This is a genomic window from Ruminococcus intestinalis (assembly GCF_014288065.1).
Lineage (GTDB): Bacteria > Bacillota > Clostridia > Oscillospirales > Acutalibacteraceae > Ruminococcoides > Ruminococcoides intestinale_A.
The window spans coordinates 313,035-325,318 of the sequence record NZ_JACOPS010000002.1; the positions used below are offsets into that span (position 1 = coordinate 313,035).

Annotated in this window: 12 protein-coding genes; 4 read left to right on the forward strand and 8 right to left on the reverse strand. The window is 34.7% G+C overall.

What is annotated here, in order from left to right; genetic code table 11:
* Positions 1-229: 229 nt before the first annotated feature.
* The 4 genes from H8R91_RS05665 (at position 230) to bsh (ending at position 3,874) form a co-directional block, all read left to right on the forward strand.
* Positions 230-1,588, forward strand: a complete 1,359-nt coding sequence (locus H8R91_RS05665; protein ID WP_186935217.1) for an MATE family efflux transporter — start codon at positions 230-232, stop codon at positions 1,586-1,588.
* An 88-nt stretch (positions 1,589-1,676) separates the two neighbouring features.
* On the forward strand, positions 1,677-2,123 hold the full coding sequence (locus H8R91_RS05670; protein WP_186935218.1) for a GNAT family N-acetyltransferase: 447 nt from the start codon (positions 1,677-1,679) through the stop codon (positions 2,121-2,123).
* A 231-nt stretch (positions 2,124-2,354) separates the two neighbouring features.
* Positions 2,355-2,783 carry an RNHCP domain-containing protein gene (locus H8R91_RS05675; RefSeq protein ID WP_186935219.1) on the forward strand — a complete coding sequence of 143 codons (429 nt, stop codon included), beginning with the start codon at positions 2,355-2,357 and terminating at the stop codon, positions 2,781-2,783.
* A 116-nt stretch (positions 2,784-2,899) separates the two neighbouring features.
* Positions 2,900-3,874, forward strand: a complete 975-nt coding sequence (bsh, locus tag H8R91_RS05680) for a choloylglycine hydrolase (protein ID WP_186935220.1) — start codon at positions 2,900-2,902, stop codon at positions 3,872-3,874.
* Positions 3,875-3,914: 40 nt separating this feature from the next.
* Here bsh and H8R91_RS05685 read toward each other — a convergent pair whose 3' ends face one another.
* From H8R91_RS05685 to H8R91_RS05720, 8 genes are all read right to left on the reverse strand, one after another.
* A complete protein-coding gene (locus H8R91_RS05685; protein WP_186935221.1) occupies positions 3,915-6,164 on the reverse strand; it encodes an ABC transporter permease in 2,250 nt (749 codons plus the stop codon).
* A 12-nt stretch (positions 6,165-6,176) separates the two neighbouring features.
* On the reverse strand, positions 6,177-6,875 hold the full coding sequence (locus H8R91_RS05690; protein ID WP_022234032.1) for an ABC transporter ATP-binding protein: 699 nt from the start codon (positions 6,873-6,875) through the stop codon (positions 6,177-6,179).
* Between the two features lie 198 nt (positions 6,876-7,073).
* The gene (locus H8R91_RS05695) at positions 7,074-7,451 is read right to left on the reverse strand and encodes a heavy-metal-associated domain-containing protein (RefSeq protein WP_186935222.1); all 378 of its coding nucleotides are present in this window, start codon (positions 7,449-7,451) and stop codon (positions 7,074-7,076) included.
* A gap of 293 nt (positions 7,452-7,744) precedes the next feature.
* Positions 7,745-9,100 carry a sodium-dependent transporter gene (locus H8R91_RS05700; RefSeq protein WP_022234030.1) on the reverse strand — a complete coding sequence of 452 codons (1,356 nt, stop codon included), beginning with the start codon at positions 9,098-9,100 and terminating at the stop codon, positions 7,745-7,747.
* 153 nt (positions 9,101-9,253) lie between these two features.
* Positions 9,254-9,679 (reverse strand): hypothetical protein, encoded by a 426-nt coding sequence (locus H8R91_RS05705; protein WP_186935223.1) that lies wholly within the window; start codon positions 9,677-9,679, stop codon positions 9,254-9,256.
* Positions 9,680-9,687: 8 nt separating this feature from the next.
* Entirely contained in the window at positions 9,688-10,398 is a 711-nt protein-coding gene (locus tag H8R91_RS05710) for a leucine-rich repeat domain-containing protein (RefSeq protein WP_186935224.1), read from the reverse strand.
* 61 nt (positions 10,399-10,459) lie between these two features.
* Positions 10,460-11,323 carry a leucine-rich repeat domain-containing protein gene (locus tag H8R91_RS05715; RefSeq protein ID WP_186935225.1) on the reverse strand — a complete coding sequence of 288 codons (864 nt, stop codon included), beginning with the start codon at positions 11,321-11,323 and terminating at the stop codon, positions 10,460-10,462.
* Positions 11,324-11,407: 84 nt separating this feature from the next.
* A complete protein-coding gene (locus tag H8R91_RS05720) occupies positions 11,408-12,283 on the reverse strand; it encodes a leucine-rich repeat domain-containing protein (protein WP_186935226.1) in 876 nt (291 codons plus the stop codon).
* Between the last annotated feature and the right edge of the window lies 1 nt (position 12,284).

Below are 12,284 nucleotides of genomic sequence, written 5' to 3' on the forward strand. Positions count from 1 at the left end.
TGTTTGCGTAAATATTTCACACTACAACTAAACATCTTGTAATTTTACTTTTCTCTTATAAACACAACTGTGCATTTTGTAAAAATTTTTTAAGTAAACATCAGTGTATTTTTCAAAATTTTAGGATTTACTTTTTTATTCTGCTATGCTATAATTCATACGAATTCAAGGATATTGTAGTCCATAATTATTCTTTACAATAAATTTTAACAAAGAAGTGTGAATTATTATGACCGGTTCAAAATCCGTACGAAATCTGACGCAGGGTAAAATATTCAGTCAGATTTTATTTTTTGCCATTCCCGTAATTATAGGAAACCTTTTACAGGAATTATATAATGTAGTTGATACCTTGATAGTGGGGCAAACGCTTGGCGAAATCAAACTTGCGGCGGTAGGCTCTACAAGCTCTCTTAACTTTTTTGCGCTCGGCTTTTTCATAGGTTTATCGGCAGGCTGTTCGGTAATCACCTCTCAACACTTCGGTGCAGGAAATATTAAGCAAATCAAAAAAAGTGTTGCCGCACATATATTAATCGGAATTATATCATCTGCCGTACTTACAGTTGCTTTTGTATTTTTAGTAAATCCGTTTTTAACAATGCTCGGCACTACAAAAGAAACTTTTGATTACGCAAGCCGGTATCTTACAATAATCTACCTCGGCATACCGGCAACTATGCTTTATAATCTTACAGCATCATTGCTCAGATCGGTCGGTGACAGCAAAACTCCGTTGTATTTACTGTTGTTCTCTTCTGTTCTGAATGTCGGACTTGACCTGCTGTTTATAGTAGTATTCAAATGGGATGTTGCAGGTGCGGCAATAGCAACTGTAGTTTCACAATTAATTTCTGCAGTGCTTTGCTGTATTTACATATATTTTAAAGTTAAACTTCTTTTGCCGACCAAAGAAAGTTTTACAAGTATAGGCAGAATGGTTGCTGACGAACTTAAAGTCGGCTGTCCTATGGGACTTCAAAACTCTGTAATTTCTATAGGTATGATGGTTTTGCAGTATTTTGTAAATCAGTTCGGCTCATATGCGGTTGCAGGATATACTATCGGCAACAGAGTGCAGATGCTTGTTCAAAATCCGATGAACTCAATAAGCATGGTAATTGCTACCTTTGCGGGACAAAATGAGGGCGCAGGAAAATATGACAGAATACGAAAAGGCGTAAACTACTGCCTTATTCTCTGCATAACATACGCAATAGCAGTTGGCGCATTAACAATGTTGTTTGCCACACCGATTACGGGAATATTCACAAGCAACAGCTCTCAGCAAACAATAGATTATTCCGTACAATTCATATTCTGGAACTGCCCGTTTGAATTTACTCTCGGAATGTTGTTCATTTACAGAGGCACAATACAGGGACTTAAAAACGGCATTATTCCGATGATCGGCTCGCTTATCGAGGTACTTATGAGAATATGTGCACCGGTTATTTTAAGCTCAATAATCGGTTATATATCAATCTGCGTTGCAGGTCCTGCCGCATGGACGGCAAGTATGCTGTTAATGCTTGCGGTTTACTATATAAAAATGAAAGGCTTTAAAAATAAAAAAGCACTTGCATGAAATTAAGGGAACTTTTCAACCGAGAAGTTCCCTTTGATTTTTGCTGACTTTTACATATATAAAAAGTAAAATTATTGATGGTGATTTTATGATTACGGAAACAGAACGATTATTTCTTCGTGAGCTAACAAAAGATGATTTCAGTGCACTATATGCTGTTTTGGCAGATTCGGATATAATGCAACACTATCCATATACATTTGATAAAGCAAGAGTAATGAATTGGATTGACAAAAGCATTGAGCGATACAATATTTTCGGCTTTGGCTTGTGGGCAGTTTGCTTAAAAGATAACGGCGAAATGATTGGCGACTGCGGACTTACTATGCAAATTATCAATAATCAAATTAAGCCTGAAATCGGGTATCATTTTAGAAAAGATATGCAGCATAAAGGCTATGCCAAAGAGGCAAGCATTGCGGTAAGAGATTGGACTTTTATTAACACTCCTTTCAATATCATGTATTCCTATATGAAAAAAGATAACATTCCCTCCGCCGCTGTCGGGACAGAGTGGGAAAAAATTAAAATATAATTTTATACAAAAATTCACTTGATATATATTGAAAAATATTTTATATGTTGATATAATAAAAACACCGATTGTTGACTAAGCCTTGGCTTTTTCATAAATATTTTAATAAGGAGATTAGTGTTTGACAAAGACTAATACAACTGTAATAGTAGCATAATCGGGAGGTTTGCTACTTTTACCCACAAACCTCCCAAAAGGTTTTTGATTTTACTTTTTGGAGGATTATGCTCTATGAATAGAGAAAACAAGAAAAAATCATATAAAAAAGGTTATTATAAATCACACGCTTGCAACGAAAGTTTTATCTGCAAGGTATGCGGCAGACTTGTTGTACCTAACGGTGCGGGAAGCGACCATCGCAATCATTGCCCTTACTGCCTGTCAAGTCAACATCTTGATATTGAGCCCGGTGATCGTGAGGCAGATTGCGGAGAAACTATGGAACCTGTCGCAGTATGGGTTCGCAAAAACGGCGAATGGGCGATTATTCACCGCTGCAAAATCTGCGGAACATTAAGCTCAAACAGAATTGCCGCTGACGATAACCCGATGAAACTTATGTCTATTGCAATGAAACCCGTATCATCTCCCCCGTTTCCGCTTGAAAAAATTGAGAAAATGACAAAACTTATGGGCGGTGACGGCGAGCTTAAATGGTAATAATCTGACTGCAAATCAAAAGGACTCCTTGTCAGCAGGCAGGGAGTCTGATGTTATTTTTTAACATTTACATATTAACTTATTTTTTGAAAATAATAACACAAGGAGGTATATATATGTGTACTGCCGCAACATACAAAACAAAAGATTTTTATTTTGGAAGAACTCTTGATTACGAATTTTCTTACGGTGATGAAATTACAATTACACCGAGAAACTATGCCTTTGATTTTCGTCATACAAGCACTTGCAACTCCCATTATGCAATAATCGGAATGGCTCATATTGCAGGTAATTATCCGCTCTACTATGATGCAATCAACGAAAAAGGGCTTGGAATGGCAGGACTTAACTTTGTCGGAAATGCCGTTTATGCCGAACCTGACGACAGTAAGGAAAATGTGGCGCAATTTGAATTTATACCGTATATCTTAAGCAAATGTGCGAGTGTAAGCGATGCAAAAAACTTGCTTGCAAAAATTAATCTCACAGGCACTCCGTTCAGCGATAAACTTCCGACCGCCGGGCTTCACTGGATAATTGCAGATAAAAACGAATCTATAACCGTTGAATCCGTTGCGGACGGACTTCATATTTACGATAATCCTGTCGGTGTACTCACTAACAATCCACCGTTTGAAACCCAGATGTTTCTGCTGAATAATTATATGTCGCTCTCCGCTAAACAACCGCAGAACACATTTGCAAACGGACTTACACTTAATTCGTACAGCCGTGGTATGGGGGCAATCGGATTGCCGGGTGATCTTTCATCTGCATCACGATTTGTGAGAGTTGCATTTACTAAAATGAATTCAATTTCAGGTGAAAGCGAAAACGAAAGTGTAAGCCAATTTTTCCATATTCTCGGCTCTGTAGATCAGCAACGAGGTTGTTGTGAAGTCAGCAAAGGAAAGTATGAAATTACAATTTATACTTCCTGCTGTAATGCCGCAAAGGGAATTTATTACTACACAACCTATAATAATCATCAGATTTCCGCCGTAGATATGCACAGAGAAAATCTTGACGGTACAGAGCTTATACGCTATCCGTTAATTACGGAACAACAAATCAATTTTCAAAACTAAAGCAACAGACCGACACATCAAAATGTATCGGTCTGTACTTTTATTCTGCGTTTTTAAGAGCCTCTTCCATAGGAATTTTTTTAATTTTTCTGAACTGCAGCGCACCTACAACAGCATATGCAAGTATGCCTAAAACAAGCATTTGAACATAAACCATAGGGTCAATGTAGAAAGTAAGCCAGCCTGAAAAACTCCTGATAATTTCGGAATATATAGCTTTCATAAACAAATACGAAATCGGCAAGCTGATTATTACCGAAAGAATGGCTACAATCGCTGTTGACATAATATAAAGTCTTGTGATTTCTCCGTTCTGATAGCCGAGTATTTTTACTATCGAAACGGAATTTGCATTCTTTTCGATTATAACTTTAGAAATCAGGTAAACAAGCAACATATAAAGGACAACGGAAAATACTACAATTATAGGAATCATTCCGCCCATTGAATCTGTCATTTGGTCGGAAACAACAGTCAAATCCTTTTGAGTAATTTTGCTTGCAATGTACTTATCATCAATATCGGTTATTTCATTATCCGAAAAATATCCGCTGAAATAATCATCGCTTTTTTCAAATTCGTTTCTGAAATTTTCTATATCTGTAAAGACTGCAAGTGATGCAGGATATTTATATGTACCGCTTATTGTCAGTCGATAAGTTTTATCATCATACTTTGTCTTTAAGTCAAGATTATCTCCGACTTTTAATCTGAATTTTTCCAATACACCCTCGGATACAAAAGCAGAATTTCTGTCAACAAAACCTGCTTTTACATAGTCCGAATCCTTATCCACACCATACACGGTAATTTCATCCGAATTGTCCGAATTTTCAAAATCGGTTTCGAGTGTGGTTACAGCGTACTTTTCCGCTCCCTTAGTATCTGTTTCAACAGGAACTTTTAAAACATACTGATAATTACAAATCATATTATCGATTACTTCTGTCTTAAAATTATTTACCAACGGTGTCAATAAAAGACTGAACATTAAAATAAAGTTTGAGAATAAAATACCTATAAACATAACAATGTAGCCGGATTTATTTTGAAAAATCACACGAAGTCTGAATTTTGTCATAAATTTAAAATCAGGTAACTTCACAACCTTTTTCTTCTCTTTTTTGCTAAGGTCATGACGCAAAAATTTAAGAGGTGAAAGCGAGAGCTTTTTGCTGAGAATAAATATATTGACAAGTACCATAATTATACAAGGCACAACGGTTGTTATAAAGAAAGCATATGCATTCCACAATGTAACATACGGGCCAAGGCTGTAACTTCCGTAATAAATATCTGCTATAACATTTTTAAATACCGAATATCCGAGAATATTACCGAGTACCGCACCGATAAGTGTAACAATTACAGGCAAAACAAGATAATGTCTTAATAATTCGCCTCTTGTATAGCCTGATGCTCTGAGTGTACCGATAACAGCTGACTCTTTTTCAATAGTATTTGAAGTAGTAACTGCAAATACAAATGCCATAATAGCAATAACGATATATAAAAGAGTTATCATCATAGATGTATCCGAACCGATATCATCACCCGAAAAATGGATTGCCTGATTATCGGGTTCGGCAATAAAGTTTTTGAGCTCTGCATTTTTTGCAATCAATTCTTTTATATCGGTATTTTTATCGTGCTTTTCCTGCTCTGAATATGAAGCATCGTTAAAAGTGTAGGAATAGCAATAGTTTAAATTTTTATCGGAAATTTTGTCAAAAGCATTATCTGTTACAGTTGCAACAGTAAAGTTTTGAGCGTCAAACATCATATCTGTATTACTTTTGAACAATGATGTGTAATCGGAAAAAGCAACATAACCGCTGACTTTGTATTCCTTGCCGTCAAGCGTTACTTTATCGCCGATTTTTATATCATTATTTTCGCTGAACAATCTGTCAAGTGCAATTTCATTGTCTGCCTTTGGAAATTCTCCGTCAAAAAGTTCTATCTTATCTACATCATTTCTCATTTTATAAATTCTGTATGTAGAGCTTTTATAGGTTTCTTCTTTATAAAAATTATCATAAAGCGTTAAATCTTCATCTTCAAGTTTTGTTTTAAGGTCATCGGTCATCTTGCTTTCAAGAACAAAATTACCGTCCTCTATATTATTTTTATCAAAACTTTCGTCAAAAGCGGTTTTCATACTTGTACCGGCAACCAAAAAGCCTGATACAACTCCGATTGTAGCTACTAAGAATATAAAAATAACAATATACTTTCCGATATCTCCCTTAAGTTCTCGTGGCAGTCGCTTATTAAGCGGATTCTTCATAAATTCATCTCCTTACCAATCAAGCTCTTCGGCATTAACTTTTTCGGTATTTTCATATTCTTTACGAATATTTCCGTCTCTGAGTTTGATAACCTTATCTGCCATCAATTTGATAGCGTCGTTATGAGTTACGATAATTACGGTGTTTCCGTACTTTTGATTAATGGTTTCGATAAGTTTTAAAATATCCTTTGAAGTTTTATAATCAAGCGCACCTGTCGGCTCATCACAGAGTAAAATATCGGGATTCTTTACAATTGCTCTGCCTATTGATGTTCTCTGCTGCTGACCGCCCGAAAGCTGACTCGGAACTTTATCCTTGTGTTCCCACAAGCCGAGAGTATGCAAAAGTTCATCTGTATCAAGAGGATTTTTGCTTAAAAATGCTCCTACCTCTATATTTTCTTTTACAGTAAGATTCGGAATTAAATTATAGAACTGAAATACATAACCGAGATGATTTCTTCTGTAAAGCGAAAGCTGCTTTTCGTTCATATCTTCGATTTTACTGCCGTCAATGGAAATGCTGCCGCCATCGGCTTTTTCTATACCGCCGATAATGTTGAGCAAGGTTGACTTACCCGAACCTGACGGACCGAGCAAAACGCAAATCTTGCCTTTCTCAACTCCGGTGGTAATACCTTTTAATACCTTTGTACGATTTTCCCCTGTACCGTAATACTTTTCTATACTCTTAATTTCAAGAAACATAAACTACCTCCTGCTATTTATATGAATATATGTTTATTTGTTCATATGTTCAATAATAAGAATTTAACATACAAAGCAAATATTGTCAAGCAAAAAATAAATAAAAGTTATTTTAAAAATTCATTTGATTAGTTTCAACTAACTTAAGTCGTTAAAATTATCTGCTGTGTATGCATTTTGCCGACGCAGCAGACTGTTTTAGATTTTCTCTGTCTTCATAGGAATATATCCTGCGTTTATTACAATATCTCTCAATTCTTTTTCGGCAATTTCCTGCTTTGTTCTCACATAAGCGGAATTTTCCGAAAGTTTTACCTTTGCAAGATAATTTTCTTTTGAGTTAAAAGCATTTTCCACTCGTATTGCGCAGTTTTTACAAGTCATACCGTCGATTTTTATTTTGTATTCAAAGCTGTAATTATTCACATTACTGTCCTGCGGCTTAACTTTTTTTATGCTGTCGCCGCCTGTACCGCAGCAACCGCTTTTAAGGTTTTTGATGTATTTTAAAACACCGATTACACATATAACAGCGATAACCGCACAAACAATAATTGTAGAAATAATAGATTCCATAATAACAGCCCCTTGCAAGTTAGTTTCTTCTAACCTTAGTATATCACTCTGCTTTTTCCTTGTCAAATAAAAATATTATCTTAAAACAGTTCTGTTTTTGTTAAATATAAAAAACTCTTATTTAAGATTTCGAGTAAAGTTTTGCAGATTAGAGGTAACAAAATTCTTCCCGAAGAAATTATAAAATTCAACTTAAATTATGTGCTAAACCACAAATTACCCCAACTTTTTTATAAAAAGACTTATCAAAAAACTGCACCCTGTCATATGACAAGATGCAGTTTCTGTTAAAATCAGATAGTAATAATTCCGCATTGAGTAAGAATTGATGTTACAAGAATAATGATAAGGCAAATCGGAGCGACATATTTAATTATTACATTAAACAAACCTTTTCTTTTGAAAGCTTCGCCGTTGCGTGTAACTTCGTCTGTAATAGCCTTTGGTTTGATAACCCAACCTATAAGAATACAGGTGAAGAACGCTACAATCGGCATAAGAATACTGTTGCTGAAGAAATCGAAGAATGTCAGAATATCCATTCCGAAAATTTTAAAATCAGACCAGATTCCGTTTCCGAGTGATGACGGAATACCCATCAACAAGCAAAGTCCGATTACGATAAGACAGCCAACACATCTGTTTACATGGAATTTGTCCATAAGTGAGGAAACTATAGCTTCCATAATTGAAATGGCACTTGTGATTGCCGCAAAGAATACGAGAATAAAGAACAACAGAGCAACAACATCGCCGCCGGGCATTTGGTCAAATACTTTTGGAAGAGTCATAAACATAAGACCCGGGCCGCTTTTTGAAAGACCTGCCTCACCGCTGAATACATAAACGGCAGGAATAATCATAAGACCTGCAAGAAGTGCAACGGCAGAGTCAAAAATTTCAATTTGGTTTACAGATTTGGTAAGGTTGATTTCATTCTTTGTGTATGAACCGTAGGTAACCATAATACCCATTGCAAGGCTCATTGAGTAGAAAAGCTGTCCCAAAGCACCTGCAACCGTCATTAAGGAGAATTTGCTGAAATCCGGTACAAGGTAGTAGGCAACGCCGTCAAGCGCACCCGGAAGTGTCAGTGCATAAACCGAAATTCCGATTGTAAGAATAATGAGCATAGGCATCAGAAATTTACTGATTTTTTCAATGCCGTTTTTAACACCTATCAAAATTACGCATACGCTTAATCCCATAAATATAAGAAAGAATACAAGCGGTGACCACGGATTACCGATAAAGTCGGAAAAATAATTATCTCCTGCCGCTTGTGTAGCAAGACCTTGTGCATATACTGTAACATACTTTGTTACCCAACCGCCGATTACACAGTAGTAAGGGCAGATTATGATAGGAACTATAACTGCAAGTACGCCCAAAAAGCCGAATTTGCTGTTGAGCTTTTTATAGGCAAGTACAGGGCTTAACTTTGTTTTTCTTCCGATAGCAATTTCAGCGGTAAGCATTGCAAAACCGAAGGTTACGGCTAATATAAGGTAAACCAAAATAAAAATACCGCCGCCGTACTGTGCGGCAAGATAGGGGAATCGCCAGATGTTTCCGAGGCCTACTGCACTGCCTGCCGCAGCAAATACAAATCCCAGGCCACCGGAAAAGTTACTTCTTTTCTTTTCCATAATAATATATCCCTCATTTAAGAAATTTTTAATTGATTATACCATAATTTTATAAATAAAACAATACATAATGAATATTAATTTTTTTAAAAACAAAATATAAAAAAATTGACAGACAAAGACTATGGTAAATCTGTTGTCTGTCGGTTAAAGTCAGCTGTTTAATTTTTGTTTGTAATTTTTATATCGTACAATAAAGTATATAATACACTCTATGCATACAAAGACAGTAAATATAATTGAAAGATCTGCAATTATACCGAATGCGACAATTGCAAATACTGCTCCATAGTTTTTAACTGATTCTTTTACCATTGTAATTTGGTTTTGTACCCATATCCATATAAAAATACTGCTTAGTATATTTGATAAAGTCAGACCGGCTATACAAATACAAAAGTTTTTATATTCCTTTATCAGCACTCCGAAAATAATTGGTATGATAATTTGAACAAACCACATTATTATTGTAAAATATCCGCCTGTATTAATAGGAATATATATGCTGAAAATTGATAATGAAAGTATAATACATATGATGAGTTTTATTTTGTTATCTTTAATTATTTCCTTATCCATTGTTTTAATTATTCCTTTATTTCCGTAAAAGGTATGTTATGCTCGGTTGCATATTGTTCTGCATATGAATCTTTTATTCCATAGATTGTGAGTTTGTCACAACCGTCAAAAGCTGTGTCATCTATTTCTACACAATTGTTATAAATCACGATTTTTTCTAAAGACTCGCATCCTTCAAATGCATAAGAAGCAATTTTTTCAATACTTTTTGGCAAAGAAATCTCTCCCAATGCTGTACAATGCGAAAACATACCCATAGAAATTGTTTTTAGTCCCTCGCCAAACTTTACATCAGTTAAGTAAACACAGCTTGACAATGCAAATTGCCCAACATTGCAAAGCGTATTTGGAAACTCAATACATTGAATTGAAGACCAATTAAAAACCTGTGAATCTAGCATTTCCAATTTTGATGGCAATACGACCGTTTTGATACTTTCATTATTCTCAAACATTCCTCTTGTTGTTTCTCCGTAAATAAAAGTATAATGATACCTGCCTATCCCTATAACAGGATATCCGTCTATTTCATCAGGTAGATTAATAATCTCATCATCTTTATTAACCGTTTTTTCAATAAGTACCGCTTTTCCATCTTTTAATGTATAATTATATCCGCTTGTTATATAATATTCAAAACCTTGTTTTGTTGTTTCTTTTCTCGTACAGCCACAAAGTAGTAACAGAATAGATATCTGAATACATATAATTTTTCTCATAATGTCTCACCTTAGGTCAAATAAAATTTATCCGTTGTACAGCTATTTACTAGTTTGTAGGCTAATATATTGTATCTAATTCTCCAAAAGGTATATTGTGTTCGTTTGCATATTGTTCTACATATGAGCCTTTTATTCCATAAATTGTGAGCTTATCGCAACCTTCAAAAGCGTTATCTGCAATATATTCTACCTTATCGTAAATGATAATTTTCTCCAACAAGGTGCAATTTTCAAAAGCACCCCATTCAATGCTCTTAATATTTTTAGACAAAACTAACTGTTTTAAGGATATGCAATTACTAAATGTATATCGTTGTATTGCAGTAATATTATCGGGAATATTTATACTTTTTAGTGATGTGCAACCGGAAAAAGCACCGTATGCTATACCACTATCAGCAATATTATCCGGAATTACAAGCGTTTCTAATGAAGAACAGCCTGAAAATGATAAACTTTCAATTTCTTTTACATCACCATTAAAATTAACATTTTTCAGACTTTCACAATTCGTAAAAGAGAATTGTTTTATAGTACTTGGGAGTTGTATGCTTTCTAATGAAATACAATGGTCAAAACATCTGTTAAATATATACTCTATCCCTTCAGAAACAACAATCTCTTTTACTATATCGTTATCCTCAAACATTCCTTTCCTTTCTGCTCCCCACAAATTGTATCCTGTAACATATCCGCCTAAAGCATTTACTTTATGGAAAAATATTGTTGAAGGAATTACAACTTTCTCTGACGGGTAGTTTATCTTTACAATTGTTGCCGATTTATTTGTATATCCATCGGTTTCATATGTGTACCCAAACCACCAATGTTCACTTGAAAAGATTTGCAACAATATAAATATCACTAACACTACACACAATATCCCGATAGGTAGTTTATATTTTTTTATTTTTTTCATCATATCACCTTGGTAAAAAATATAAAAATATCAGAGAAATAAGCAAGATATTGCATATTCCGCTGACCTTTAACAAACTGCTACTTGCTAATTTGTAGGCTCATATGTTGCATCTAATTCTTCAAAAGGTATATTGTGCTCGTTTGCATACTGTTCTGCATATGAGCCTTTTATTCCATAAATTGTGAGCTTATCGCAACCTTCAAAAGCGTTATCTGCAATATATTCTACCTTATCGTAAATGATAATTTTCTCCAACAAGGTGCAATTTTCAAAAGCACCCCATTCAATGCTCTCAATATTTTTAGACAAAACTAACTGTTTTAAGGATATGCAATTACTAAATGTATATCGTTGTATTTCAGTAATATTATCGGGAATATTTATACTTTTTAGTGATGTGCAACCGGAAAAAGCACCGTATGCTATACCACGATCAGCAATATTATCCGGAATTACAAGCGTTTCTAATGAAGAACAGCCTGAAAATGATAAACTTTCAATTTCTTTTACATCACCATTAAAATTAACATTTTTCAGACTTTCACAATTCGTAAAAGAGAATTGTTTTATAGTACTTGGGAGTTGTATGCTTTCTAATGAAATACAATGGTAAAAACATCTGTTAAATGTATACTCTATCCCTTCAGAAACAACAATCTCTTTTACTATATCGTTATCCTCAAACATTCCTTTCCTTTCTGCTCCCCACAAATTGTATCCTGTAACATATCCGCCTAAAGCATTTACTTTATGGAAAAATATTGTTGAAGGAATTACAACTTTCTCTGACGGGTAGTTTATCTTTACAATTGTTGCCGATTTATTTGTATATCCATCGGTTTCATATGTGTACCCAAACCACCAATGTTCACTTGAAAAGATTTGCAACAATATAAATATCACTAACACTACGCACAATATCCCGATAGGTAGTTTATATTTTTTTATTTTTTTCATCATA

Excerpts from the sequence above, each read along its gene's own strand:
- H8R91_RS05665 (WP_186935217.1), top strand. The coding sequence starts at position 230 with ATGACCGGTTCAAAATCCGTACGAAATCTGACGCAGGGTAAAATATTC.
- H8R91_RS05670 (WP_186935218.1), top strand. The coding sequence starts at position 1,677 with ATGATTACGGAAACAGAACGATTATTTCTTCGTGAGCTAACAAAAGAT.
- H8R91_RS05675 (WP_186935219.1), top strand. The coding sequence starts at position 2,355 with ATGAATAGAGAAAACAAGAAAAAATCATATAAAAAAGGTTATTATAAA.
- bsh (WP_186935220.1), top strand. The coding sequence starts at position 2,900 with ATGTGTACTGCCGCAACATACAAAACAAAAGATTTTTATTTTGGAAGA.
- H8R91_RS05685 (WP_186935221.1), bottom strand. The coding sequence starts at position 6,164 with ATGAAGAATCCGCTTAATAAGCGACTGCCACGAGAACTTAAGGGAGAT.
- H8R91_RS05690 (WP_022234032.1), bottom strand. The coding sequence starts at position 6,875 with ATGTTTCTTGAAATTAAGAGTATAGAAAAGTATTACGGTACAGGGGAA.
- H8R91_RS05695 (WP_186935222.1), bottom strand. The coding sequence starts at position 7,451 with ATGGAATCTATTATTTCTACAATTATTGTTTGTGCGGTTATCGCTGTT.
- H8R91_RS05700 (WP_022234030.1), bottom strand. The coding sequence starts at position 9,100 with ATGGAAAAGAAAAGAAGTAACTTTTCCGGTGGCCTGGGATTTGTATTT.
- H8R91_RS05705 (WP_186935223.1), bottom strand. The coding sequence starts at position 9,679 with ATGGATAAGGAAATAATTAAAGATAACAAAATAAAACTCATCATATGT.
- H8R91_RS05710 (WP_186935224.1), bottom strand. The coding sequence starts at position 10,398 with ATGAGAAAAATTATATGTATTCAGATATCTATTCTGTTACTACTTTGT.
- H8R91_RS05715 (WP_186935225.1), bottom strand. The coding sequence starts at position 11,323 with ATGATGAAAAAAATAAAAAAATATAAACTACCTATCGGGATATTGTGT.
- H8R91_RS05720 (WP_186935226.1), bottom strand. The coding sequence starts at position 12,283 with ATGATGAAAAAAATAAAAAAATATAAACTACCTATCGGGATATTGTGC.